Below are 25,673 nucleotides of genomic sequence, written 5' to 3' on the forward strand. Positions count from 1 at the left end.
GCAACGGCGTGTCAGCGCGATGGCACCTCAAGCCGGCGCATTCTTTCCCACAGCGTCGTGCGGGAAACGCCGAGCGCACGCGCCGCATCGCCCACGCGGCCCCCGCAGCGCTCCAGCACGCGTCGGATGTGCTCTCGCTCCGCTGCCTTCCGGATCTCCGCAAGCGAGTGCAGGTCCTCGTTGTCTTCCGCGCCGTCGCGCTCCTCGGCAGCATGACCCGCTTCGCGTGCCAACTCGGCGCCACTCCGCGCGGCCGGCTCTACGGCGTGCTCCGGGAAGAGATCGGCAACGCCGATGTGCGCCGACCCCGCCAGCAGCACGGCGCGCTGGATGCGATTGCGCAACTCGCGGGTGTTGCCGGGCCACGGATGCACGGTCAGCCGGGCGGCCGCATCCTCGGCAAAGGCGACACCCTCCTTGCCCCGCGCGGCGGAGAAGCATGTCAGGAAGTGCTGCGCGAGAGCCTCGATGTCCTGGGGACGCTCGCGCAGGGGCGGAACCGTCAGGACCATGCCGGAAAGGCGAAACCAGAGGTCCTGCCGGAACGTGCCCGCCGCGACTTTCGCCTCCAGGTCAGCATTCGTCGCGGCAACCAGACGGGCATGGAGGGGACGCTCATCCCGGCCTCCGACGCGGCGGAACCGGCGCTCGTCGACGAGGCGCAGCAGCCGCGCCTGCAGCGGCAGGGCGAGCTCGGCGACCTCGTCGAGGAACAGCGTGCCCGCTCCCGCACGCTCGGCGAGACCCGGCTCGCCTTCCGGCGGCGCCGCGCCGCCGTCGCGGCCCAGCAGGACTGCTTCGGCCTCCGCCGTCTCCGCCGGAAGCGAGGCACAGTCCACCACGACGAAGGGCTCTGCCGAGCGGCGGCTGAGCCCGTGCATCCGCCGCAGTGCGACGCCCTTGCCGGCGCCGCTCTCGCCGATCAGCAGCACGGGGCTATCGTCTGCAGCGAGCCGCTCCAGCGCATCGCGAAGCTTCTGCATCTGCGGCGAGCCCCAGCCCGCGTCGCTGCCCTCGCCCTCCGTGACGGGCGCAAGCGCCCCGGCCGAGAAGGCGGCCACCTTGTCGAGCAGCTGCTGCACGGGGAATGGCTTCGCCAGATAGTCATCCACGCCTGCACGCATCAGCCGCACGGCCTGCTCGATGCCGCCATAGGCGGTCATGGCCACCACCGGCACGTCTCCGAGCTCAGGCATCAGCTGCGCGATCAGCGCCTCGCCGCTGCCATCCGGGAGGCAGATGTCGCAGAGCACCATCGTCGGGCGGTGCCGGCGCAGCAATACCTCGCCCTCCGCGGCCGTCCGCGCCCAGTGTGTCGTCACACCCGCGAGCCGTAGACGCTGCACGAGTGACCGGCCCAGCACCGGGTCGTCCTCGATCATCACCACTGAGGCGCCGGCCACTGTGTTCACGCGGCCACCTCGCGGCATGGCGGCACGAACGCCTGGTCGTTCGGTGGCACGCGCAGCGTGACGCGCGCGCCTGGTCCGCCACCCTCGGCCGTAATGCGCGCCGAAAGGCGCTGCGCGATGTCCGCAACAACCTCGAGACCAAGGCCCTGCCGCCCGTCTTCGGCACCCGAAGGACTGCCTGCCGCCAGCCCAAGGCGGCCATGAGCCGATGGCGGCAGGCCCGCACCGCTGTCCTCGACAGTGATCTCCAGGTCGCCATTGGCCTCCACCTGGGCGTGGAGGACGATGCGACCGCCAGGAGGCGACGCGGCGACGGCATTGAGCAGCAGGTTGAGAACCGCTTGGCGGAGCCGTGGCGCATCCACGCCGAAGAACTCGGGCAGGGCGACGCGCCAGTCGAGAACGACACCGCGCCGGCGGGCTGCCGGTGCGACGAGCACGCGCAGATCCTCGAGGTCGGCCGCAACGAGGGGCCGCGGAGGGCCGCCATCACGATGGACTGCGAGGGTGGAGGAGACCACCCTCTCGATTTGCTGAAGCCCGCGTTCCAGCACCTCCAGCGCCTCCTCGCGCTCGCTGCGGTCGTCGCCAAAGGCACGCGCCGTCTCGAGTGCGGTCAGCATGCCGGCCAGCGGGTTGCGCACCTCGTGGGCCACCGTGGCGGCGAGCCGGCCGAGCACCGCGGCGCGTTCTCTGTCCGCAAGCCGCCCGGCCAGGTCCTCCCGTTCTGCAAGGTGGGCGGTCATCTTGTTGAACGCGACCGAGAGGCGGCCAGCCTCGGTATCCGGTGGCGGCATGTCGTCGCTGCCGATGGGAGCCAGGTGACCTGAGCCCGCGCGACGCAGCGCCTCCGTGACCACAAGCACGGGTTGAAGGGACCGGCGCGCAGCAAGCGCCGAGAAGCCACCACCGAGGATGGCGAGCGCGAGGCCAAAGGCAACGAGGGCGAGTTCCAGCCGCTGCCGGCGTTCAACGATGGGCGAAATGTCGAGATGCGCGGCGACGAGCACGCCGGCGCGATCGCCATCCACGAGCGGGCGCTGTGCCCAGACGCTGTCCCCGTCCGGCGAGAACTCCCAGACATGTCCGCGCAGACCCCGGACGAAGGGCGGCGGCCAATCAGGGTCTGGCCCAATGCCCGCAACGGAGAGCCGCTCACCGGTGGGCGTGCCGATGACAATTCGACGTTCCCGTATGCCCTCCTGGAAGCCCAGCGCGTGGGACATGGCCGCTTCGAGAGCAGCTTCGTCGCCGGCGCGGATCGCCGGCAGCACCGCCGCCGAGAGGCCATCCAGGTAGACGCGCCCGAGGCGAGCGGCTTCCCGGTCCAGGCGGGTTCCCATCGCCCACAGCGCCACCTGGCTCGTCGCAACGACGAACAGGAAGACGGCAGTGCCGGCCAGCAGCGGCACGCGAAGCGCGACTGGCACGTGGGGGAGCTGGAGCGTCATGGGCGGCGGGCAATCATCGGGAAGACAGGGGACCGAGCGTCACTGTGGGCTTCCTCAACGCTCGGAAGGCGGCGTGGTCGCTCAGCCGGTTCTCTCACGGATGCGGCCCGCGGGCATGTTCGGAAATCTGAACATCAAGGTCCGAATACCCGAACAGAAATGAAGTAATCTGAACAATAAATCAGCCCATCCTGTAGCGTAATAGCTTGGAACATCTTCGGAGACAGGTCGTTTAGGAGAAAGTCGGCGGAATGCACTGCGATCAGATCCAGGTCCGACTTAGGATCACGAAATCACGGACTTCTGGAAGTATATCGTCGCGGTGGCAAGTTCTCGATACTCGCCGATGAACATCAAAGCAGGAGAGGAATACATCATGAAGAGCATTCTTTCGACTACCGCAGTCGCTGCCGCGCTCGCCCTGGGCTCTCACGGCTTCGCCGGTGCCCAGGCGGTGAACCCCGCCCAGCCGGGCAGCGCGAGCGGCGGCCTCCAGGCGCAGTCCGGCCCAACCCAGTCCGGCCCGATGTCTCAGCCGCGCACGACGCAGGGCGGCATGGGTCAGAGCGGCGGCGCGACCGGCTCCACCATGGGTCAGACCGGCGGCACGGCTGGCTCGACGATGGGCCAGGGTGGCGGCACGCCGGGCACAACCATGGGCCAGGGGAGCGCCTCGGGTCAGGCGCAGCAGACCGGCCCCATGAGCGAGGAGCAGATCCGCACCGCGCTGCGCGTTCGCGGCTATTCGGATATCGAGGGGCTGGAGCGTGATGGCGACAACTTCAAGGTCGAAGAGGCCAAGCGCTACGGCGAAACCGTCGAGGATCTGCGCATCGACGCCAGGACCGGCCAGGTCCGCGACGAGAAGCGGCTGACCGAGGATCAGGCGCGCAATCTGCTCCGTGACCGCGGCTACAGCGACATCAGCGGTGTCAGCCGCGACGACGACACAATCACCGCCAAGGCCAAGCAGGGTGACCGTGAGCTGAACCTGCGCATCGACGCCCGCACCGGCACGGTGACGCAGCAGCAGGCCAGCAACTGACCCTGACGGCGGGCAACCGGCAGGCGCGCCTCGGCGCGCCTGCTTCTTCGCCGGCCAGGCCAAAACAGTCTCTAAGCAACCGAGGAGAACCAGGGATGAGGAACGTCAGGAGCAAGCTGACGCTGGCGACCGCTCTTCTCGCCGGCACGGCGCTGATCGCAGCGCCTGCTATCGCGCAGCAGCAGGATTACGGGTTCCGTGGTGGCCAGTATGGCGTCCAGCAGGGCTACGGCGGCCAGTATGGCGGCCAGCAGGACCAGGGCAGCCGCTGGGGCGACCAGCGGAGCGGCTTTGGCGGGCAGTCCGGCGCCGATCGCGGCTTCGACAGCCGCGGCGAGCAGCGCTGGGGCGGCGGCCAGTATGGCACCCAAGGCCGGCAGGGCTACGGCGGTCAGTATGGCGACCAGCAGGGCCAGGGCAGCCGCTGGGGCGGCGGCCAGTATGGCACCCAGGGCCGGCAGGGCTCCGGTGGCCAGTATGGCGGCCAGCAGGACCAGGGCGGCCGCTGGAGTGACCAGCGGAGCGGCTTTGGCGGGCAATCCAGCGCCGACCGCGACTTCGACAGCCGCGGCGACCAGCGCTGGGGCGGCGGCCAGTATGGCGGCCAGCAGGGCTACGGTGGCCAGCAGGGCCAGGGCAGCCGCTGGGGCGACCAGCGGAGCGGCTTTGGCGGGCAATCCGGCGCCGATCGCGGCTCCGACAGCCGCGGCGAGCAGCGCTGGGGCGGCCAGTATGGCACCCAAGGCCGGCAGGGCTACGGCGGTCAGTATGGCGACCAGCAGGGCCAGGGCAGCCGCTGGGGCGGCCAGTATGGCACCCAGGGCCGGCAGGGCTCCGGTGGCCAGTATGGCGGCCAGCAGGACCAGGGCGGCCGCTGGAGTGACCAGCGGAGCGGCTTTGGCGGGCAATCTGGCGCCGACCGCGACTTCGACAGCCGCGGCGACCAGCGCTGGGGCGGCGGCCAGTATGGCGGCCAGCAGGGCTACGGTGGCCAGCAGGGCCAGGGCGGCCGCTGGGGCGACCAGCGGAGCGGCTACGGTGGGCAATCCGGCACCGATCGCGACTTCGACAGCCGCGGCGACCAGCGCTGGGGCGGCGGCCAGTATGGCACCGAGGGCCGGCAGAGCATGCCTGGCTATGGCGGCGAGCGGCTCTGGCGCGATCGTCAGGGGTCGCAGGGCTATGGCGGCGGCAGCCAGGGCAGCCAGGGCGGTGTCACGCTCGGCATGCCCGGCGGCGAGGCCATGGATCTCCAGCGTCCCCGTCCGCTCGGCGAGGAGCGGATCCGCGAGCGGCTGCGGGCCCAGGGCTATTCCGACATCGAGGATCTCGAGCGTGAGGACGGCCGCTACACCGCCGATGCACGCCGCTATGGCGAGCGCGTCGAGGGTCTTCGCGTGGACGCCATGACCGGGCAGGTGCGGAACCAGAGTCGGCTGAACGAGGACCAGGTCCGAACCGTTCTGCGGGAGCGTGGCTGGTCCGATGTCGGCAACATCGAGCGCGACGGCGACGTCATCACCGCTCAGGCGCGGCGGGACGGCCGCGAGTACGACCTGCGCCTGAACGCACGCAGCGGCACCCTGCTGCAACGCGAGCGCCGCGACAACGACGAAGGCTGACCCGAGAAGCGAGCTGTGCCAGGGCGGCGTCCCGCCGCTCCGGCATGGCCGCTGCTTCGGCGAGAACCGAACGAGGAAAGGAGAACTCCAATGGTGGACAAGGACCGCATTGAAGGCGCCGGCAAGGAAGCCAAGGGCTCGGTCAAGAAGGGCGTCGGCGAATTGACCGGCGACGACAAGATGAAGGCCGAGGGCAGCATGGATAAGGCCGAGGGCAAGGTTCAGAACACCGCGGGCAAGGCGAAGGACAAGGCGCGCGACGCTTTGGATTGAGAATGGCCGCCAAGGCCCCGACGCCGGAGTGCGCTGGCCGCTCTCCTCCACCCTTCGGGCGCAACCTTCGAGCGAGGTGATGCATGGGCACGATCCTGAAAGTCTTCGGCGGAATGGCGGGGATCATCTTCCTGATCGGCCTGCTTGTCGTGATCGGCGTGCTCGCGCTGATCTTCTGAAGGCAACCGGATGGCGACCGGCCGCCGACCGGAAATGCTCGGCGTGCCGACCGCTGTCCGCAAAATTGTGAGGGCATTATGACCAAACGGACAATCGATAAGGCTGCCGCGGCGGCTCTTCTCCTGGTGGGCCTGTCTGTTGCGGCGTGCGACGACACGACCACCACCGGTGCGAATACCGAGGACCGAACGACGGCCACTCCCGCGGCGCCGCCTGCTGCCACGCCGTCGCCGCCACCCTCCGCGGGTGCGACGCAACCATCGTCCACGCCTGACCGGACGACGGCCGCTCCCGCGGCGCCGCCTACTGCCACGCCATCACCGCCACCTTCCGCAGGCGCGACGCAACCATCGTCCACGACCGGGACGACCGCCGCATCACCGCCGTCCGCTGGCTCGGGCGCCGGGGCCGCCTCTGCGCCGGCGAGCGGCGGGGCCAACGTCACGGTAGTACCGCCGAGCGGCGGGGCCAATGTGACGATAGTACCGCCTCCGGGCGCCGACCGTGCCTCCCCGCCGGCGAGGAGTGGGGGCACTGGTGGGACAACGGCGGCGCCCTCTGGCGGCGGTGGAACCACACCAAGCCGATAGCGCAGACGCAGGTCAGCCTCCGGGTTCCGCACATCGGGGATCCGGGGCCGAGCTGTAACGAGCTGGACCTGCAGGAGAAGCAGCCGAATACTCACCGGTGGGGCGCGGCGGCCCAGGAAGCGCTCGTGCGGACGCGACCAGGCTGCGGCTGCGGCTGCGGTCCGGTCCGGTCCGGTCCATCTCGCCGCACCCCGAAGGCTCCACGAGCACCGCAAAGCGCAAAGTCAGCCAAGGATACCTCGGGCTGCGGCCTCCAGCAGCCCTACCTTGCCACGGCGAAGCCAAGCGCCATCAGTACCACGAGCGCGCCGGTGAACATGGCCAGGCGGAATGCGATCTTGCGACGCATGGACGATCATCCTCAGGCGAACTCGAAGACCTCCGTCTGGATCCGATGAGCAGGCACGCCGAGCGCGTGGAGCGCCTCCTCCGCTGCTGCCGTCATCGGCGCGGGGCCGCACAGGAAATGGTGTAGCCGCGTGCGGAGCTCCGCAGGCAAGTGGCGCTCCAGCAGGTCGCGCGACACGTAGCCGGTCTCGCCGCGCCAATCCTGCGGCGGCTGCTCCAGAATATGAACCAGATGCAGGTCGAGCCTCTCACGCAGGCAGCCCAACTCCTCCCGGAATGCCACCGCTTCCCCGCTCTTGTTGCCGTAGAACAGCCACACTGGTCGCCGATCGCCGCGTGCAGCCATGCTGCGCAGCATGCTCATCATCGGCGTCACGCCGACGCCGCCCACGATGCCGACGAAGCCGGCCGCGTCGCGGTTGCGGTCGATCGAGAAGATCCCGTAGGGCGCGTCAACGTAGGCCGTCTCGCCCGGCCGGATCTCACCGATCCGTCCTGTGAAGTCGCCGAGTGCCTTGATGCCGAACTCGATGCGCGGCAGATCCTCGGGCGCTGAGGCGATCGAGAAGGGGTGCTCGCGCAGTCCGAAAGGCGAGGCGCGCAGCGTCAGCCAGGCGAACTGGCCGGGCATGAAGCCCTTCAGGCCCGAGTGACCCACCGGCTCTACCGCGAGGGTCCAGGTGTCGTTCCGTTCCGGCTGGACCTCGACGACCCGCCACGGGTGCCGCTTCTCGCTCCACGGCCTCGCCACCCGCACCCAGACGAGCAGCAGCACCCAGACCAGCGTGACGGACAGCCAGAGCGCGCGCTTCGGCGGAGCGGCGGTGAAGTAGCCGATGCCAAGGATGTGCGCGACGGCTGCGGCGAAGCCCAGCGTGGCGAAGGCGACGTGTGCGTAGCGCCAGAGGCCATACTCCAGCCGCAGCTGCTTGCGCCATTCCGAGGTGACGACAGCCAATGTGAAGAGCACGAGCGCGGCCCGCCCCGCCGTCAGCTCCCACGGGGCCTCGCGCGGGTCGATCGTGGGACCCAGCGCCTCCTCGTAGCCCACCCAGAGGATCGCAAAATGGGCCCAGACGAGCGCGAGGGCGATCCAGGCGAGATAGCGGTGGAACAGGTAGATGATGTCTATTCCGAAGGGCGCAGTGATGCGGCGGACGCGTGCGGTCAGGGCGAACTGCACGCCCATCATCGCCATTCCAGCGAAGCCGAGCGATATGGAGAAATTCCACCAGAAATCCCGGCCCGGTGGCACCTCGCCCAGCAGCAGCACGGCCTGGGGCGCAAGCACGAGCAACAGGTAGATGCCGATCCAAGCCGCCGCCCGCCAGTACATGCCCCAGCCCTCCCGCTCGGTATGCGTCCGGAACCGGACCGGTGGACGCAGGTTCCGCGCAGGGTGCTACGCGCTGCCTTCCGGCCGCGCCGACATGCGGCGCCAACGATCGGCATGGGTGCCGCGGATGGCCGAAGCCCCGCCGCCCTCGTACAGATCGAGCAGCAGCGCAGACTGCACCAGGCCGAGATGGGTGAATGCCTGCGGGAAATTGCCGAGGAAGGTGCCATCCACGGCCATTTCCTCGGGATAGAGGCCGAGATCGTTGCCGAGCGCGAGCAGCGCCTCGAAACGTGCCCGCGCCTCCTCGCCGCGTCCCAGCGCGAGCAGCGCATCCACTAGCCAGAAGCTGCAGACGAGGAAGCCGCCCTCCTTGCCCGGCAGCCCGTCCTCGCTGTGATAGCGCCAGACGAGCGGCCCCTCGGCGAGCTCGGCGGTCACGGCCTCCACTGTCCGGGCGAGCGTCGAATCCGCGATCGGCAGGCCGACCATGGGTGCGAGCAGCAGGGCGGCGTCGGTGTCCCGCCCGTCCATGACCTGCGTGAGGAAGCCGCTTGAGGGGTGCACGCCGCGGCTGCGGATCTCATCGAGCAGCGCGACCGCCGCTTCATCCCAATCAGCGCGGGGGCCGAACAGGCGGCGCGCGCGGTCGAGGGCCACCCACGCCATTATGGCGCTGTGCACATGGCGCCGCGGCGTCAGGCGGGGCTCCCAGATCCCGTGGTCCGGCTCCCGCCAGCGAGCGGCGACGTAATCGGCGAGGCCAGTGCCGAGCCGCCGCAGCTCATCCGACAACCCATCCTCCCGGGCGCTGCTGTAGAGATGGATGAGGTCGAGGAGCTGGCCATAGACGTCGAGCTGGTGCTGCATCGCGGCTTCGTTGCCGACGCGCACGGGGCGGCTGCCCATGTAGCCCTCCAGATCCTCAAGAATCCGCTCCGCCCCGCAACCTTGGCCATCAATCGTGAAGAGCGGCGGGATCACAGGCAACGTCTCCTCCGCCGCGCGGACGAGGAAGCGGAAGAAGCCCTCGGTCTCCGCCGTCAGCCCGAGCTTCTGCAGCGAATAGAGCGCGAAGGAGGCGTCGCGCGGCCAGCAATAGCGATAGTCCCAGTTGCGGCAGCCGCCGATCGTCTCGGGCAGCGAGGTCGTCGGGGCCGCCACCATCGCGCCGGTCGGGTGATAGATCAGCAGCTTCAGCATGAGCGCGCTTCGCAACAGGGTGTCGCGATAGGGGCCATGATAGCGGATGCCCCCGACCCATTCGCGCCAGAAGGCATGCGTGCGCTGCAGGAAGGCCGCCGCGGTGGCCGCGGGATCGGCAACCTCGGCTTCCGGGGGGGCGAGCAGGAATGCACGCCGCTCGCCGGCGCGCAGGGTGAAGCGGGCGACAGCGGCGGTGCCGGCCTCGGGGAGGGAGAAGGGAACCTCGCCATGCAGGGTCGGGCAGCGCGCGGCGAGAGCGGCGTGGCTGTCTCGCGCCAGCTCAATTGGCGGCGCCTGGAAGTCGTGGACAGGACGGTGCGCGACGCGCATCGCCACCTCGCCGGCCCGGCCCTCGGCGAGCCGGACGACCCAGCCGGCCGGGCCGATGCCGCCATCCGGCAGGGCGGCGGCCGGCATCATGTCGATCACCGCGACGGTTCCGGAGTGCGTCTCGAACTCCGTCTCCAGCAGGGCTGTCCCCTCAAGGTAGCGCCGCCGGACGCGAGGCACTGCCGCTTCGGGGCGGAGCAGCAGGAAGCCCCCGCGCCTGCGGTCCAGAAGCCGGGCGAAGGTCGGCGCCGCGTCGAAGCGCTCGAAGCAGCACCAGTCGATCGAGCCGTCGCGCCCCACCAGCGCCGCGCCGTGGCAATCGCCGATGAGCCCGTAGTCGCGGATAGGGAGGAAGTCCCGTTCCTCCTCCCGGCCGGGGAGTGGCAGGGCGGGCAGGCCGATTTGCTTGCCGGTCATGGAAATCTCCCTGGCGTGATCGGGCTCGCCGTGAGCTCCGTCCCTCGGGCGGGTGTCCTCGGGTATGGTCGTCATGGTGATTAAATGCCGCCCAAGACGTTCCCTATCGGGCAGCAACGCGCGCAGCGCGGCGGTGTTCGGTGACGCGTTCCGGCAGAGCGTGTGCCCAGAGACGGTTGTGGTCCCAGTTCCTACCGCTGCTCCAGTCTGTCCTTACCGTAACTCTCTCCCGTGTCGGTTTGGCCATGCGGAAACGCCTGTCTGGCCGAGGTTCGCGCACCAACCTTGATGGTGCAATGTCGGAACGAAGAGGCGAAAACCCTCTCCGATCGACGGAGTCTCTCCGGACCTTGAGGGTAGGCCGATTTTACCCTCAAGCTTAATACTACTGTGTCATGAAATGCTTGTGCGATTCGGCGCTGCTTTCTTATGCGTGGAGATTCTGACGCAGAGAGGCATCGGTTGGCTCGTTCATCCCCACCGGACGGCAGTGAATCGCGGTTTGCTGCCTATGTCGAGGCGCTCGGCGCGGCCCTCGGCCATGCCGACCGCGTCGCCCCGCTACGCAACTACTGCGCTGGCCTGCTGCTGCCCGGCGACCGCAAGAGCATCGAGCCCATGGCCGCCCGGGTCGAGCCCGGCCGGGTCCAGGCCGCCCATCAGTCACTGCACCACCTGGTCGCCAAGGCCGACTGGTCCGACGCCGCGGTGCTGGCCGTGGTCCGCACCCAAGCGCTGCCCGCCATCCAGGAGCACGGGCCGATCCAGGCCTGGATCGTCGACGACACTGGCTTTCCCAAGAAGGGCACGCACTCCGTCGGCGTCGCGCGGCAGTACTGCGGCCAACTCGGCAAGCAGGAGAACTGCCAGGTCGCCGTCAGCCTCTCGGTCGCCAACGGGCATGCCAGCCTGCCGGTCGCCTACAGGCTCTACCTGCCGAAGGCTTGGGCCGAGGATGCTGCACGGCGCGCCAAGGCCGGCGTGCCCGACGACCTTCGCTTCGCCACCAAGCCGCAAATTGCCCTCGAGCAGATCCGCAAGGCGCAGGCGGACGGCATCCCGCCCGGCACCGTCCTGGCCGATGCGGGCTATGGCGTGGACACGGATTTCCGCGACGGCATCACCGCCCTTGGCCTGGCCTATGTCGTCGGCATCCAGTCCTCGACCAGCCTCTGGCCGCCGGGCCAGGCGCCGCTGCCGGTCAAGCCCTGGAGCGGCCGCGGACGGCCGCCGAGCCGCGTCGGGCGCAGCGCCACCCACAAGCCGGTCTCGGCCAGGGAACTCGCTGCCAGTCTGCCCAGGGACGCTTGGCGCCGGGTGACCTGGCGACAGGGCACGAACACGCCGCTCGCCTCCCGCTTCGCCGCGATCCGCGTCCGCCCCGCCCACCGGGACTACAACGCGGCCACGCCGAGGCCGGAGGAGTGGTGCCTGACCGAATGGCCGGTCGGTGAGGCCGAGCCCACCAAGTTCTGGCTCTCCACCCTCCCCGCCACGATCAGCCGCACCAGCCTGGTCCGCCACGCCATGCTGCGCTGGCGCATCGAGCGCGACTACCAGGAGATGAAGCAGGAGATCGGCCTCGGCCACTACGAAGGCCGTGGCTGGCGCGGCTTCCACCACCACGCCACCCTCTGCATCGCAGCCTACGGATTCCTGGTCGCCGAACGGGCAGCGATTCCCCCCTCAGCAGAACCCGGCGCGCCAATCATCCAGGCACCTGGCATTCCCAAGGACTACCGGCCAAGAGGCGCCGCCAATCCGGCCTGAACGCCACGTCGAAAACTCCATCGCCACCCTGCGTGTCCGCATCGCCCGTGAACTCGCCCGCAGCATGCCGCGATGTCCCTGCTGCCAACGCCTCACGCAACAACAAATATTCATGACACAGTAGCATTAAGTGCTTGATCGCGAATCGTTCTTGGCAGCACCCTGCCACGATATTCAGCTTTTCCGATCGCTCGGCAGTGCTGCCGCTCAACTTTCTACTCGGCCCCAAGCCTCGGCAGCAGTCGGCCTGCCGGAGCCGGAACGCCTGACATCCGTGGAGGTCCATGTCCGAGATCGACGACGTGTTCGCCAACTTTCGCGACGAGAAGTCTCCATCCACCGATCGCCGCGAGACGCGCAGCATTCCTCAGCGTGGCGCCCGCGGCAGCAGGACGGTCGAGGTCGTGCATGTTCGGTCCGGCTCAACGCCCCGTTCCACCGACCAGCCGCGTCATTCGTCCGTCGGCGTCCGGGCGGCGGCGTGGGACAATGGCTTCCCGGCCAGGCAGGCGCCTCAGCGTCCCGCCGCGCCGGAGCCGAGCATCAGTGCGCCGGCCGAACCGACCTTTCACATCATGCCCGCGCGGTCGCCTCCGGTGCCTGCGGCCGAAGCCGCACATGTCGTCCCCGGTCCGAAGTCCGTCGTTGCAGACCGCCGCGGTCGTGGGCGGCCCCGGAAGCAGGCGGCCGTGGCACCAATCAGGCGCACCGCGGACCCGTTCGACCCGGCCGATGACAGGGCCAACTGCCTGCGCTGCGGCTACGCAATCCAGCCGGCGCGCGAGCGGCGCGGTCTGACGACCTGCGCGGCGTGTGGGTAGCTCCAGGGTCCCGGTAAGGCGCGCGCAGCCCTGAATGGCGGGGTCGTGAAATCTCGCATGCTTCATCGGTATGACTGTTCTAGATGAGCACGTATTCGTATCGCGGATCTCGCCATGGTCTCGCTTTATCGGCTGCAGCGCCGGACCCTGATGTTCGACACACCACCGCCGATCCCTGCCGACTTCCGCCTAGCCGCGGAGTTGGCGCCCGCGGCCGGACTGCTCGGGTCAGACCAGCCAGCTCTCACTGCTCATGCGGGGCTCGGCGCCGTGTCGATCGACTTCTACTCCGGCCGTACGGGCATCGTGTCGGACCCACCGCTTCCTCCGGTCGCCTTCTGCCTCCTGACTAAACCGCACCAGATTAGCATCGAGACCGGCAGGATCGTGGTGTCCGGTCGCATCCAGGAACTTGGTGAGATCCCCGACATCATCGGACTGGTCGAGCACCGCGTGCTGCCCCTTCTGAACCTCGCCATCCTCGATACGGCGGCTATCGTTCAAGTCACTGGAACCATCGGTGACACACCGGTGCAATGGGCTTTTCACCAAGTCCTTCCGTCTGCAAGAGGCGTTGTTCACAGCGAGTACAGCCAGGAACTCGTGGCACACCTATACCGGATCACCAGACTCGGCGATGAGCCACGCGTTTTCGGTGCCTTGCATTACTTCGCGACCGGTTGCCGCCTCGCAAGAGTTGGCAACTCGCTTTGGGAGTTCGCGCCGGAGATAATCCTGAACCTAGCCAAGGTATTGGACACCCTCTTCATGGGAGAGGAGAGGGAACGGGACCGCCCAGGCTCCATCGACCACGTCCGTGCCGGATTGACGCGCCTCGGCATACCAACTGACCAGATTGAGACCACCTTCGTGCCCATGGTGGTACTGCGGAATCAGTTTGGCGGAGGACACCACACGCTGTCGATCTTCGACACTGACGCGATGCAGCCGATCTACACCTTTCTGCAGTTCGCGGAGGATAGGTTCAGGTGGTTGCTGATGCTGGTCACCCGCAAGGTGGCCGACGAGGGCTATGCGCTCATGCTTGCGAAAACCGAGCCATCACGCGAGAAATCACGACAGCTCCGGCAGCTAGTCGACACCATTGTCCGAGGTCTCCCGACCCTGCCGCCCGAATTTTCTCGGCCCAGCCAGCCCAAGGAGGGGCAGCCAGCAGGGGCTTAGGCGAAAGCGAAAGCTCCTGGTCCGCTGTTGGCACGCTCTATTGCCGCGCCCGGTCAACGGTCCCCTGTAGCACTGGGTCGGTCCGTGTCGGAAGCGCCGTGTAGAGGGCCGGCCCAGACCGGCGTCACCACTATCTTTTCTCCGCCCCGGCCGCCGCCGGATGGTCAGCACGAACCGGACCGGGATGCTGGTGACAGAGCTCATGCGGCCGTCCGTGCGGTGCCCGCCACCGCGCCGAGATCGAGCCCTTAGCCGCCCGGTCAGCCCCTCGACTCGCATACGCATATCGGCGCCAACGCCATGGCTCGCTCCTTGCCTTGACCGCCACGCGACCCGGTTCCTAGCGTGCCGGGAGCAGCCTTGGCGCGGACCGGTCGGCCCATGCCAGTGAGATCTCCCGGGGGGCCCATGGCCACGCACCGCTTCCGTCCCACACGATACTTCAACGCGATCGGCGTCGCCGAGCCCTGCCTACGCGTCGCGGATGGCGACACGGTGGTGACCGACACTCTCGACGCGTCCGGCCTCGATGCGCGCGATGTGACCGTCGCCAGCCGGCCGAACCCGATGACGGGTCCGTTCTTCATCGAGGGCGCCGAGCCCGGGGACACGCTCGCCGTGCGGATCGATCGGCTGACACCGAGCCGTGCGACCGGCTGGACCTACTCGCCGCTCGCTCTCACCGTGCTGGATCCGGCGGCGATCCTCGACAGGCCACCACAGCAGCGCGTCGTCTGGGATATCGACCGCGAGGCCGGGACGGTGCGGTTGCAGGACAAGGTGAAAGGGCTGGAGGATTTCGCGCCGCCCATCCAGCCGATGATCGGCTGCTTCGGGGTCGCGCCAGCGGGCGGGCAGTCGCTGTCCACCGCGACAAGCGCGCAGAACGGCGGCAACATGGACTACCGCCTGTTCGCACCGGGCACGACGGCCTGGTTTCCCGTCGCGGTACCCGGCGCGCTTTTCTATCTCGGCGACGGGCATGCTTGCCAAGGCGACGGGGAGATCACCGGCACCGGCATCGAGACATCCTTCGAGATGGAGGTGACCTTCCGCGTCCTGAAGCGGACGATCACCTGGCCGCGCGGTGAGACGGCCGACGACATCTTCACCGTCGGCAATGCCCGGCCGCTGGACCAGGCGCTGCAGCACGCTACGACAGAGATGTCGCGCTGGCTCGGCGAGGACTACGGCTTGGACGCCCGCGCCGCCAGCCACCTGATGGGCCAAGTCGTCCGCTACGATGTCGGCAATGTCTTCAACCCCGCCTTCACGGTTGCCTGCCGCATCGCCAAGCGCTGGCTCCCGAAGCGGTAGGATCAGACGTCACGCCTCGATCCGGACCTCCAGTTCGGTGCGTCGGGTCGGCTAGCCGGGCAATAGCGATCTACGGCCATGTGGCGCGCCTACGGTCATTCGAGATCCTCGCTTAGGGAGGTCGAGAGTTGGATGCCGACGCCGAGATCGCCAGCCGTGTTGAAGGCCGCTTGGAGCGGCTCGGGCTATCCGCTGAGGAGGCAGATCGCCAAGCGGGACTGCCTGCAGGCACCGTCGCTGCCATCGTACATCAATCCGGAAAGCTGCCCCGCGGCAATGCGCTGCGGCGACTGGCGGCCACTCTGGACGTAGCCGAGGAGTTCATTCTCGGGCTCGAACCAGGAGACCTCGTCCCGGCAGACATGCTGGAGGACCCGCAGGGTGAGCTCGGCCTGCTCGCGCCAGACGAAGAGGCTCTGCTGCGGCACTATCGGCGCCTGGATGTCCCAACCCGCGCCGCCGTCGTGCAACTCGTCTCACGCGCAGCGGGCCCTGAGCCAGACCTTGAGGTCAGTAAGCCAGCCGGGCGCGGCCGGGATCGGAAGCGGTGAACGCTGCACGGCGGCCTTCTCGCTCACCTGATGGTCAGAGGCACGCAGGCCGACGCCGGTTCCCGCCGTCCGGTTCCCGGAACACCTCCCTCTCGCGAGCGTTGCGAGGATCAGTGAGACGGATCATCCGGCCGGTCGGCAGCGCCCGCCGGGAGAGGAAGAATCAATTGCGCTTGGTCCCTACCCGCGTCCTGGCGTTGTGGATTACGCCTGGGGCGTCGCCCTGTTGCTTGCGCCGCGCGTGCTGGACCTACCGTCCCGTTCCGCGGAGGCGCGCACGTGCCAAGCCGCCGGTGCAGGCGCGATCGCCTACGCCGGCCTGGCCGACTACCAACTCGGCCTGGTGTCGGCGCTGACCATGCAGGAGCACTTGGCGCTGGATGTCGCGGGCGGTGTCGCGCTCGCCGCTTCGCCCTGGCTCTTTGGCTTCTCATCCTCGCCTGCCCCGCCTAGCGCCGCCCGCTGGCGATCCTGATGTCCACCTCGATCCCGATCGGCCCGCCCGCGTCGCCCACTTCGCGCCGCATCTCCTCGCGCACGGTCCGGCATTGCTCCTCCGTCAGCGCGAGGAACGCCTGTCCGGTCGATCCACCTCCCCGCTCGAAAGGCCCGAAGTAGGCATCGAAGGAGGGGAACGCGAAGCGGTGGCTCTCCGTCGTGATGCCTACCTCCTGGAAGCCCGCGCCCTTGAACAGCGAAAGCAGGCGCGTTTCATCGCCTAGGGAGAAGAAGCGCTCGGTGGCCTCGGCGAGCGACGGCGCGTGACGGACGATCGCACGGTTGATCTTGCCGTTGCAGGACCGCTCCAGCGCCGCCGGGGCAGACACGGCTGCCCATCCGCCTGGCCAGAGGACGCGGCGGAACTCCGCCAGGCCCCCCGCCGGGTCGGGAAAGAACATCAGTCCTAGGCTGCACAGAACGGCATCGAAGCTCTCGTCCGGGAAGCCCATAGACTGGCCATTCTCGATGCTCACCGTGGCGTTCGGGGCGCCGGCGAACCGTGCGCGCGCCTTCTCGGCCATGGCGGGCGATATGTCGGCGGCCGTGACGTGGCCGCCTTGGCCGACGACGGTCAGGGCCGCCTCGGCAGCAAGTCCAGTGCCCGCGGCGATGTCCAGCACGCGCATGTCCGGCGCGAGGCGCGCGGCGCGCAGCAGGAAGGGAACGAAGTGCGTCGAGATGTGGGCGAAGGCCCGCTCGTATCCCGCCGCGGCATCCTCGCCGTAAGTCAGTTCCGTCGCCATCGCACCCTTGCCGCCTCCCTCACCGCGCCCCGAGGTTCATTGCGCTCGTGCGCGCCATCATCGACCGGTGGCAATCCTGACCTGCACCTCGCGTCCGACGCAGATCCCGGACGATCCGGCCGCCCTGCACAGGCTAGGCGGAAAACCACTGGCCATACGCACGCCTTCTCGTGAGCGTCCAGCGGGCAGCCCTGGACAGTACCTTCCGTCAGGTGCCATCCACTAGGCTGCTGTTGGCCCTGGGAACTCTGCTGGTGGCGCTCGGCCTGGCTGCGCTGCTGCTCGGCTGGGACGCGCTGCTGTAGCTGCCAATGGCTGTAGTCGACATGCCCCGGTCGAACCCGGAAACCTACGGCATCATTGCGGTGGGCGTCGCCCTGATGGTTGTGGCGCGCCTGCCCGGGCGCCGCCGGGAGTAGCAATCAGGGAGGCTGGCATTCCGTCCGCCCGGCTCGACGGGTGCCTTCACCAGCGCCGGCTCAGTCGGCACCGCCAACCACCCTGCGCGTTGACGGCGCGTGCAATGGGCCTGGAGCATGGCATGGCCGTGGATAAGATCGAAGAGCTGCGCGGCGAGGTCGTCGCACTCGAGACAGCGCTCGCGGCTGCCTTTGGCGAGATCGCGGTCCTGCGCGCTTCGATGGAGGGCGGCGGCTCAGGTGCAGCGTTGCGCGCCATGGAGACCATGGCCGGCCAGCTCGAAGCGTCAGTCCTCCGTGGCGTCATCGGAGCGGAAGCGCTCGGCCATCCCGAAGCGGGGGCTGGTTTCGAGCGACGCATGGAGCAGATCGTCCACGCCCTGCGCAACGCCATCGCCTTCCGCGATCGTTGAATGCGCGATGCGGCCGGATCAGTGCCGCGCCGGCAGGTGATCCCTATCGCCCACCGGCCAGCCGTCGATCTCCTCGTCGACGTGCTCCGGCCCGACCTGCAGCGAACTCCACCGGTAGACCCGGTCACGCGGGATGCCTGGGCAGACGATGTAGACCTCCACGTCCTCGTCGGCGCAGATGCGATGAACGAGCCCGCGCTCGTCCATGGTGAAGGTGATGCGCTTCACGCTCGGTCTCCTGTTGCTTGGTGGGATGTTCTGCCGCCGAGTGTGCGGCGCTGCTCGATCCAGCCGGTTGGCAACGGCTCCAGAAGCCGCGGCAGCGTCAGCTCCTGGAGGTGGCGGCCGTCGACGACTGCCTCGAACAGGTCTGGCGCGAGCAGCGTCAGCCGCAGCAGCGTGCCGAGGTAGCGGCGCTCGATTTGCTCCGCCGCGGCCATCTCGCTCACGCTGGCGTAGGGGCCCTCGTCCAGCACGCGCTGGTCTGTTGCCAGAACGACCGCGCCAACGCCTTCACCAGTGCCGGATCGAGCCACTTCTGGATCGCGGCGTCACTGCTCGCCGACGGCCGCATCCCTTCATGCCGCACCGAGGCACGCGATCACCGCGCGGCCATGCATGACCTTTGTCACCGAAACGGCGGGAAGTCCTTCGTGGAGAAGTCTCACGGCCAACCCGTGGCACGCCATGGCCTCACTCGGGCCGTCGAAGAGCGTGGTGACGAGGGCGTCGCCCGCCTCCCGGTCGCTCCGTGCCATCCAGACGGCTTGGAAGCCTGGCGAGCGTGCGATCAACGGGAGCGTCCGCTGTTCCACAAACGCGCGCGTATCTTGCGTGCCCGGGACGCCTGACAGCACGCGGATGAGAAGGTACGGCGGATCGGCCGCATCCGTTGCACGCCGAGGCGCCTCCTCGTGCATGAAGCACTCGCCCGAGAATTCCTCGCCGCGCGCAGGGAAGAAGTCCAGATGACTCGCCAGCCAGCGGCGGACGGCGTCGGTGGAGAGGTGCGCCGCCTCCACATCAGCAAAGAGACTGACGCTAACGCCAGCGCCCGCCTGGTCCCAGAACGCGAAGTAGGCCTCGAAGCCGGATTGAGATTGGAGGGTCGGCAAGAGCTCGTTATGCACCGCCTTCTCGATCGTGCCTCGGCTCGTTCCAATCGTCGGGTAGCTGCGCAGGTTCAGATGCATGGCCATGGACCCCGGTGCGACGCGTGGCTCACGCAGTCTACAACGCTCGACTATGGTCCTGGATCAGTTCGCCGGGATGCCGGCGGGTCTCGCCTCGGGAGCTCCGGCGAGCGTTCGGCTTCGTCACGCCGCCACCGCGCCAGCGGGGCTCGGGTCGCACCTGAAGGGGCGCGCCAGCGCCTTGACCAGAGCCGGGTGCACGTGTTGCCGACGCAAGGGACGAAACCCGATTCCAGCCCCCGCGACATCGCCCTGAAATATCGCCAGGCGAAGCTCACCAACGAGCGGGCGCGGCCGCATCCATCAGGTCGGGACCGCACCGCAGTCCGGAGCTCGCAACCGTGCAGGAGGATCGCCCCATGACCCGCCCCACCCGCCACCTGGCGTTCCGCGTCGTCACGGCCCTTATCCTCGCCGGACCCGCCGCCGCGCAGGCACCACCGCCCAACGCGTCCTTCGTTCTGCACAACCAGGGTGCGGCGGCCTTCCGCGAGGTCTACGTATCGGCGTCGAGCGATCCGAACTGGGGGCCAGACCGCACACGCGAGGTCAGCGGTCCGCCGTTGATCCCCGGCCGGACGATGGTCGTCCTGCTGCCGGGTGGCCAGTGTATCAACGACATCCGGGTGATCTACGCGAACGGCCGCCCGTGGGAGCAGCGACAGGTGAACACCTGCGCGACACGGAACGTGGCGGCGCAGTGAGCCAACTGAGCGATTGCAAGGAAGTCGACCATGAGCGGCCTCTTCGTTAACTCCTGGGGATCGGGCGTGCCGGTCGTGCTGGTGCACGGCTCTTTAGCGATAGGAGCCGACGAGTGGCAGGCTCAGCGATCGCTCGCACAAGAGGGCTTTCATCTGTTGGCGCCGGATCGGCGAGGTTATGGGCTAAGCCCTGCGGCTGACGGCGAGGACTTCCTGGTTGATGCCGAGGATATTGCTGATCTCATGGGCGATGGCGCTCATCTCGTTGGTCACTCCTACGGTGGCCTCGGGGTCATGTTCGCCGCTGCTCGACGTCCCGATGCGACTCTATCTCTGACGCTGCTGGAGCCAGCCGCGTTCGCGCTCGGCCACAAGCATCAAGCTGCGAGGGCACTCGTGGCAGACGTTCGCCGCCACTGGGATCAGGATCTCCCTGACGAGGAATGGGTAATCCGCTTTCTGCAGCTTGTGGGGAGTGATCCGGATGCACTCTCACCTGAACTGGTCGCGGCTGCAGTACCGCTCGTGCCCGTGCTTCGTCGCGCACGACCGATGTGGGAACCAGAGCTTCCGTTGGCTGCCCTGGCGTCCGCCGCGTTCCCCAAGCTCGTCATATCGGGTGGGCATAGCACGGGGTTCGATGCCATCTGCAACGAGACGGCTGAACGAATCGGAGCTTCTCGGACAGTGATCGAAGGAGCCGGCCACGAAATTCAGTTCGCGGGCGGGCCTCTCAACGAGGTGCTGCGAACGCTTTGGCGCGCGACTTAATCATCCACGGGCTGGGTTTCATGCCGACCCCGCCGATGCGCAAGGGTCGGCAAGAGAGTGCAGTTGCTGCGCCCAGTCGGCCGGGAATGGCGCCAGTAGCCGTGGCAGCATCACGCTGCCCTGCGGGCGGCCATCGAGGATGCCCTGCACGATGTCGGGCGCCAGCAGCGTTAGCCGGAGCAACGAGCCGAGGTATCCGCGCTCGATCGTAACCGTCGTCTTGGCCTTCCGATTACCCACATTTCTAGGCGGGAGCGTCGGAACCGAGGTGGCGATGACGGGCTGATTGCCGTGCGTTGCGTGGCACGAGGCGGCGATGCCGGCAGGGTCGGAACGGACGGGCGACAGCGTCCCGGTCGGGACCAGCGAAGCCGGGCGAAGCTGGATCGACACCGAGGTGGCGGGATGCCAACTCGGAGATCAGCGCCTGAGCAAGCGCCTGCGGCTGTTGCTGCGGCAACTCGAGCAGGCGGCGGGGGCGCCGCTGCCGCTGGCCTGCCAGGACTGGGCGAACACGAAGGCGGCCTACCGCTTCCTGTCGAACGAGCGGTTCAGCGAAGATGCGCTGCTGGCCGGGCATTTCCAGGCCACCGCCGACCGCTTCGCCAGCACGTCCGGGATGGTCTTGGTCGTCCAGGACACGACCGAGTTCAGCTTCCGCTGGGCGAAGCGCGAGACGATCGGCGCCATTGGCCGGGTGCCGAACGGGCTGGACCGCAACGGCAAGCCGCGCATCCGCACGCAATGCGGCCTACTGATGCACGGCAGCCTGGCAGTGACGCGCGACGGATTGCCGCTGGGTCTCACCGCCGTGCAGTTCTGGAGCCGCAAGGCCTTCAAGAGCACCAATGAGCTGAAGCGGCACGTCAATCCGACGCGGGTGCCGATCGAGGACAAGGAGAGCGTCCGCTGGCTGTCGAGCCTGAGGCAATCGACCAGGCTGCTCGGCGATCCCGGCCGCTGCGTCTTCGTCGGGGACCGGGAGAACGACATCTACGAGTTCTTCTGCGCGGCCAGGGAGGCCGGCACGCATTTCCTGATCCGCACCTGCGTCGATCGGCTGGCCGACGATGGTCATCGCACGGTCGCGCGGATGATGGCCCGCGTGCCGGTCTCTGGGCAGCATACGGTCGAGGTGCCTGACGCGAAGGGACGTCCCGCCACGGCGATCCTCCAGTTGCGCTTCCGCAGGCTCCACATCCTGCCCCCGATCGGCAAGCAGAAGCGCTACCCCGCACTCGACCTGACCGTGATCCATGCGTTCGAAGCCAAAAAGCCACGCGGCCGAGCCCGCATCGAGTGGAAGCTCGTCACCGACCTGACCGTCAACTCGGTGCGGAGCGCGGTCGAGAAGCTCCGCTGGTATGCCCAGCGCTGGAAAATCGAGTCGTTCCACAAGGTCCTGAAGTCCGGTTGCCACGTCGAAGCGGCACGGCTGCGGACCGCCGAGCGCCTGACCAAGCTGATTGCGCTGTTCTGCATTCTGGCTTGGCGCGTCTTCTGGACCACCATGGTTGCCCGCGCTGCGCCCTGCACCCCGACCAAAGCCGTGTTGACCAAAACCGAGGTCGTTCTCCTCGATCGCACTGTCAGGGACCGACCATCAACGCCTGCGGCGGCCACGCTGGCGCGCTACCTCACGAAGATCGCCTGCCTCGGCGGCTACCTCGCTCGCGCCCGCGATCCGCCGCCCGGCATCATCGTCATGTGGCGCGGTTGGTCACGCCTGACAGACATGATGCTCGGAGCAGACGCCATGCAGCAGAAATGTGGGTAATCGGAAGGTCAGGATGACGGTTACGTCTCAAGCCTCGGGGTGTCCCCAAAACCGGGTCAACTCCACTTACGTGAGCGCCACGCCGTTGCGACAGCGCTGATCCGGTCAGTGCTCGCGACCCTTATGCGAATTCCGTGGGGCAGCAGGGCCCCGCCGCATCGGCGAAGCCGCCCTTCATGGCGTGCTGTGTCGCAGCGGGATGACGGGGGCGGGCTGCCTCGGCGGGGATGAGAACATCGCAGCGATCTCCTCCGCCTCCTCGCGGCGCTTGATGTCCTGCAGTTCCGCCTGTCTGCAGAGCTGCTGCAGGAGGTCCCGGCGCAGCAAGCTCTCGCTCAGGCCCGCGGCGAGCATCGCGTGGCGGGCGGCTGCGAGCACCGCCTCGGGCGGCCATTCGCGTCTCCGCGCCTCCCGTTGCAGGGCCAGCACGTCGGGCGCTGCTTCGTCGAGCGGTCGGAACGCGAGTTCCCGCACGGCGCGGCGGAACCTTGACGGCATCATGCCGAGCGAGAGCGCCGGTCCGAGCTCGCTGTGGTAGTCGACCCACCACATGTACACTTGGTTCCAGGCTATGAGGACCCCCCCGGGGGCGCGGGCATACCATGCATCGCCGCCGGGCCATGTGGCGCACTGGCGCAGGAGCCTGACTTCCGGGTAGCGCCGCGGGGCTACGAGGGCGACCACCTCAGCCGGAAGGTCACGCACAGGTTCGGGCAGACCGTCCACGGCGCCTGTTGCCTCGAACGCAGCCACAGCGGCGAGGGCGCGTCGGAGGTTCCGCCATCTGAGGCGCTGGCGCGCCAGGGCCGCCATCGGGCTCACGGGCTGGGCGGTGTCGAGGTGGAACATGAGGTCGTCGAAGAACGGGACCTGTTCGCTGGAAAACGCGTAGAGCGGCTGGCGAACCCAACGTTCGCAGCTCGGCTCGAGGCGGAGGACTTCCGCATGCACGCCCAGCGCGCCTCGTCTGTGCCACCGCTCTTGGCCGCGCGAGGCGATGCTCACGACATAGGCCCCGCGGCCTCCCAGTCCGACGAAGCAAGTCTGCGAGCTGTCGGACCAATCCTCGTTGCGATACAGGCGCAACGACCCGACGCGCAGCGAGAACTGCTGGGTATCCGTGGCCCTGCTGACGAATCGCTTGATCCGGGCGTGCCGCTGCCAGACGCTGGCCGAGATCCGCATTTCACTGTCCATCGAGCACCCCCCGTCCGGATTCGGTTTGCCCTTGATGCATATGGGCCGCGAAATCGCGTGGAAGAAGCCCATAAAGGCAATAATCCGCAGCGACGCGGACAGAAAGAACATTACAGATAAATTCTTTAGTTTCGGAATTATCGGATCAGTATTGGATTATAAGAGATTAATTCGATATAATCCAAGCATAATTCATAGAATTACCGCTCTATATCGAATTACAGCCTGGCCGTGCGTATCGAACGCCTCCGCCAAGCTCCGACGCCTGCTGCGTCGGGTGGGCGGCCACGACGTCGGGCCGTCCGGCCCACCCGCTGATGGCGGATCACGCCCTGCCGCCGTCGCCTATCGAGATTGTCTGCCGATCAGTTCCGGCGGGCGTCGCCGGGGGACAACTCGTCCAGGGCGGCCCTGGCGAGGAGGCTCTCGATGAGGCGCCGGAGTGCGCGCATGTCGGGCCGCCGCGCGAAACTGGCGCGGATGAACCGTCGCGCCATCCGGTCGAGCCCGGGCAGCAGGCGCGGATCACGGAGCCCGCGCTCGGCGGCGATGTCCCGCAGCACGCCGTCGAGGATCGCGGGCAGGTCCTCGGCCCGGGGTGACGGCTGGCGGACCACCTGCAGGCGGGACAGCAGCGGGCCCGGCAGGCCAGCCGCGTCGTTCGCGGTCAGGATCCACGACACATGCGAGAGATCGACCGGGCCGCCGACGCACTCGTCCGTGAACGCGCGGGCGCTGTCGCGCTCGAGCATGCCGAGCAGCGTGTCGTGCGCGTGGGCCGAGCGCCGGGACTCGCCGACCTTGTCGACCTCGTCGAGGAGCAGCAGCAGCGGATTGGCGGAGCCGAGCGCGACGATGCGGTCCACCGGCCAGGCCGCATGCGTGCTCGCCCAGCCCCGGGCCGTGCCCGCGAGCTCGCGCGGCTCGGAGGTGCCGCCGAGCCCGAGCCAGCCGAACCGCAGGCCGAGCGCGTCGGCGAGGCGCCGGGCGAGCCGAGTCTTGCCGATGCCCGGCGGTCCGACCAGGAGCATGGGGCGCAGCCGGAGCGGGCCGTTCGCGCCGGTGGCCCACCCCATCGCGAGCTCGGCGAGCACCGCGTCGATCACCGCGGCCATGTTCGGCATTTCGACGCGCAACGCCTCAAGGGCAGGTCGGACCGCCGAGGGCGTCGGGACGGGCGCGTAGGGCATCGGCTTGGCGAGCGACTCGTACAGCCGCCAGAGCCGGTCACGGCGCTCGCTCAGCCGCGCCTCGGTGAAGTTGGGGTGGAGCACGATGGCGTGCCCTGGCGCAGCATCCGTCCCGTCCGCGGCCAGCTCCGTATCGCCGGTGCGCAGGCGCTCAAGGTCCGGTTCGTCCGCCGCCCGCGGGCGCCGCGTCGCGAGCTCCAGGGCGGCCGCGAGCGGCCTGCCGAGGTCGCGCAGCCGCGAGTTCGGTGGCCAACCGCTGAGGTCGCCGCGCAGGATCTCGACCTCCGTCTCCAGCCACGCGCAGACGAGCTCCTCGGCGGGGTGCGCCGGATTGCGCTGGTGCATCGAGAACGGCGCCGTCAGTCGGTCGATGCGCGCGAGCGCGCGCCAGGTCGCCACGCGCAGGCGACGGCCGCGCGGCGTGCCGAGTCCGGCGATGCGTGCCGAGTTGGCCGCGAGCACCGCGAGGTCGACGGCGGCGGCGACGCAGGCGCGGCGCGCCCTGCGCGCCCTGCGCGACGTGTCGGCCGAGGCGGCGAGCGTGAGGGCGGTGAGCGCGAGGCCGATCGGCTCGGGGCCACCCTCGTGCCAATCCTCCGCGCCAATGCGAGCCGCGATCCGGAACGCGATCGGATCGCCGGCCGCGACGCCTGCCGCGCAGCGCAGCCAGGCCCCCCGTTGAGTCGGTTCGGTCTCTCGCGTGGCATGGAGGCGCACCGCGTCGGCGACGTCCGCGATCGCGTCGCTCCGGCGCTCCTGGCTCAGCCGGGCGTGGCACCAGGCGCGGAACGGGCGCCAGCGCGGCGACTTCGACTTTCGCGCCGTCACGGCCGTCGCGCACCGGACGTCGCCGCACTCCATGCGATTGACGCCGGGTCAGCATTTTTGCTGGATGCCACGCCTCCCCCTTC

Annotated in this window: 23 protein-coding genes; 12 read left to right on the forward strand and 11 right to left on the reverse strand. The window is 68.6% G+C overall.

Translation table 11 applies throughout. The features are described 5' to 3' along the window. Positions 1–11: 11 nt before the first annotated feature. Both ACESM1_RS24385 and ACESM1_RS24390 read right to left on the reverse strand, forming a co-directional pair. Positions 12–1,412 carry a sigma-54-dependent transcriptional regulator gene (locus ACESM1_RS24385; protein ID WP_372623829.1) on the reverse strand — a complete coding sequence of 467 codons (1,401 nt, stop codon included), beginning with the start codon at positions 1,410–1,412 and terminating at the stop codon, positions 12–14. Next, a complete protein-coding gene (locus tag ACESM1_RS24390; RefSeq protein WP_372623830.1) occupies positions 1,409–2,824 on the reverse strand; it encodes a sensor histidine kinase in 1,416 nt (471 codons plus the stop codon). Before ACESM1_RS24390 ends, ACESM1_RS24385 begins: the two co-directional genes overlap by 4 nt. A 385-nt stretch (positions 2,825–3,209) precedes the next feature. Between ACESM1_RS24390 and ACESM1_RS24395 the strand changes: the two genes are divergently transcribed. The 3 genes from ACESM1_RS24395 to ACESM1_RS24405 all read left to right on the forward strand — a co-directional run bounded on the left by ACESM1_RS24395 (position 3,210) and on the right by ACESM1_RS24405 (position 5,803). Continuing rightward, complete coding sequence (locus ACESM1_RS24395) at positions 3,210–3,908, forward strand: hypothetical protein (RefSeq protein WP_372623831.1); 699 nt, start codon at positions 3,210–3,212, stop codon at positions 3,906–3,908. 95 nt (positions 3,909–4,003) lie between these two features. Continuing rightward, on the forward strand, positions 4,004–5,530 hold the full coding sequence (locus tag ACESM1_RS24400) for a hypothetical protein (protein ID WP_372623832.1): 1,527 nt from the start codon (positions 4,004–4,006) through the stop codon (positions 5,528–5,530). A 90-nt stretch (positions 5,531–5,620) separates the two neighbouring features. Beyond that, the gene (locus ACESM1_RS24405; RefSeq protein WP_372623833.1) at positions 5,621–5,803 is read left to right on the forward strand and encodes a CsbD family protein; all 183 of its coding nucleotides are present in this window, start codon (positions 5,621–5,623) and stop codon (positions 5,801–5,803) included. Between the two features lie 1,131 nt (positions 5,804–6,934). On the opposite strand, the gene ACESM1_RS24410 is transcribed toward ACESM1_RS24405, so the two are convergent. Beyond that, complete coding sequence (locus ACESM1_RS24410; RefSeq protein ID WP_372623834.1) at positions 6,935–8,257, reverse strand: ferric reductase-like transmembrane domain-containing protein; 1,323 nt, start codon at positions 8,255–8,257, stop codon at positions 6,935–6,937. Positions 8,258–8,323: 66 nt separating this feature from the next. Continuing rightward, positions 8,324–10,210: a glycoside hydrolase family 15 protein gene (locus ACESM1_RS24415; RefSeq protein WP_372623835.1), complete on the reverse strand. Its 1,887-nt coding sequence runs from the start codon at positions 10,208–10,210 to the stop codon at positions 8,324–8,326. Between the two features lie 462 nt (positions 10,211–10,672). Here ACESM1_RS24415 and ACESM1_RS24420 point away from each other — a divergent pair, with 462 nt between their 5' ends. From ACESM1_RS24420 to ACESM1_RS24440, 5 genes are all read left to right on the forward strand, one after another. Continuing rightward, positions 10,673–11,980, forward strand: a complete 1,308-nt coding sequence (locus ACESM1_RS24420; RefSeq protein WP_372623836.1) for an IS701 family transposase — start codon at positions 10,673–10,675, stop codon at positions 11,978–11,980. Between the two features lie 284 nt (positions 11,981–12,264). After that, complete coding sequence (locus tag ACESM1_RS24425) at positions 12,265–12,801, forward strand: hypothetical protein (protein ID WP_372623837.1); 537 nt, start codon at positions 12,265–12,267, stop codon at positions 12,799–12,801. 114 nt (positions 12,802–12,915) lie between these two features. Then, positions 12,916–13,986, forward strand: a complete 1,071-nt coding sequence (locus tag ACESM1_RS24430; RefSeq protein WP_372623838.1) for a hypothetical protein — start codon at positions 12,916–12,918, stop codon at positions 13,984–13,986. Positions 13,987–14,394: 408 nt separating this feature from the next. Beyond that, complete coding sequence (locus ACESM1_RS24435; protein ID WP_372623839.1) at positions 14,395–15,303, forward strand: acetamidase/formamidase family protein; 909 nt, start codon at positions 14,395–14,397, stop codon at positions 15,301–15,303. Between the two features lie 128 nt (positions 15,304–15,431). Next, positions 15,432–15,854 carry a hypothetical protein gene (locus tag ACESM1_RS24440; protein WP_372623840.1) on the forward strand — a complete coding sequence of 141 codons (423 nt, stop codon included), beginning with the start codon at positions 15,432–15,434 and terminating at the stop codon, positions 15,852–15,854. 449 nt (positions 15,855–16,303) lie between these two features. Here the strand turns inward: ACESM1_RS24440 and ACESM1_RS24445 are convergent, their stop codons facing one another. Further along, the gene (locus tag ACESM1_RS24445) at positions 16,304–17,098 is read right to left on the reverse strand and encodes a class I SAM-dependent methyltransferase (RefSeq protein ID WP_372623841.1); all 795 of its coding nucleotides are present in this window, start codon (positions 17,096–17,098) and stop codon (positions 16,304–16,306) included. Between the two features lie 541 nt (positions 17,099–17,639). Between ACESM1_RS24445 and ACESM1_RS24450 the strand changes: the two genes are divergently transcribed. Next, positions 17,640–17,930, forward strand: coding sequence for a hypothetical protein (locus ACESM1_RS24450; protein WP_372623842.1), 291 nt, complete (start codon positions 17,640–17,642; stop codon positions 17,928–17,930). Between the two features lie 18 nt (positions 17,931–17,948). Here the strand turns inward: ACESM1_RS24450 and ACESM1_RS24455 are convergent, their stop codons facing one another. The 3 genes from ACESM1_RS24455 to ACESM1_RS24465 all read right to left on the reverse strand — a co-directional run bounded on the left by ACESM1_RS24455 (position 17,949) and on the right by ACESM1_RS24465 (position 19,129). Then, a complete protein-coding gene (locus ACESM1_RS24455) occupies positions 17,949–18,158 on the reverse strand; it encodes a hypothetical protein (RefSeq protein ID WP_372623843.1) in 210 nt (69 codons plus the stop codon). Beyond that, the gene (locus tag ACESM1_RS24460; RefSeq protein ID WP_372623844.1) at positions 18,155–18,406 is read right to left on the reverse strand and encodes a hypothetical protein; all 252 of its coding nucleotides are present in this window, start codon (positions 18,404–18,406) and stop codon (positions 18,155–18,157) included. The genes ACESM1_RS24455 and ACESM1_RS24460 overlap by 4 nt, the downstream gene beginning before the upstream one ends. A gap of 102 nt (positions 18,407–18,508) precedes the next feature. After that, entirely contained in the window at positions 18,509–19,129 is a 621-nt protein-coding gene (locus ACESM1_RS24465; RefSeq protein WP_372623845.1) for a hypothetical protein, read from the reverse strand. A 353-nt stretch (positions 19,130–19,482) separates the two neighbouring features. On the opposite strand from ACESM1_RS24465, the gene ACESM1_RS24470 reads away from it, so the two are divergent. Beyond that, positions 19,483–19,827, forward strand: coding sequence for a hypothetical protein (locus ACESM1_RS24470; protein ID WP_372623846.1), 345 nt, complete (start codon positions 19,483–19,485; stop codon positions 19,825–19,827). Between the two features lie 30 nt (positions 19,828–19,857). Then, on the forward strand, positions 19,858–20,598 hold the full coding sequence (locus ACESM1_RS24475) for an alpha/beta fold hydrolase (protein ID WP_372623847.1): 741 nt from the start codon (positions 19,858–19,860) through the stop codon (positions 20,596–20,598). A gap of 18 nt (positions 20,599–20,616) precedes the next feature. Here ACESM1_RS24475 and ACESM1_RS24480 read toward each other — a convergent pair whose 3' ends face one another. After that, the gene (locus tag ACESM1_RS24480) at positions 20,617–20,781 is read right to left on the reverse strand and encodes a hypothetical protein (RefSeq protein WP_372623848.1); all 165 of its coding nucleotides are present in this window, start codon (positions 20,779–20,781) and stop codon (positions 20,617–20,619) included. 133 nt (positions 20,782–20,914) lie between these two features. Here ACESM1_RS24480 and ACESM1_RS24485 point away from each other — a divergent pair, with 133 nt between their 5' ends. Next, on the forward strand, positions 20,915–22,375 hold the full coding sequence (locus ACESM1_RS24485; protein WP_372623849.1) for an IS4 family transposase: 1,461 nt from the start codon (positions 20,915–20,917) through the stop codon (positions 22,373–22,375). Between the two features lie 174 nt (positions 22,376–22,549). On the opposite strand, the gene ACESM1_RS24490 is transcribed toward ACESM1_RS24485, so the two are convergent. Together ACESM1_RS24490 and ACESM1_RS24495 are read right to left on the reverse strand one after the other, a co-directional pair. After that, positions 22,550–23,683, reverse strand: coding sequence for a hypothetical protein (locus ACESM1_RS24490; RefSeq protein WP_372623850.1), 1,134 nt, complete (start codon positions 23,681–23,683; stop codon positions 22,550–22,552). A gap of 254 nt (positions 23,684–23,937) precedes the next feature. Beyond that, the gene (locus ACESM1_RS24495; protein WP_372623851.1) at positions 23,938–25,623 is read right to left on the reverse strand and encodes an AAA family ATPase; all 1,686 of its coding nucleotides are present in this window, start codon (positions 25,621–25,623) and stop codon (positions 23,938–23,940) included. Between the last annotated feature and the right edge of the window lie 50 nt (positions 25,624–25,673).

It is taken from the genome of Falsiroseomonas sp. (assembly GCF_041690465.1).
GTDB lineage: Bacteria > Pseudomonadota > Alphaproteobacteria > Acetobacterales > Acetobacteraceae > Falsiroseomonas.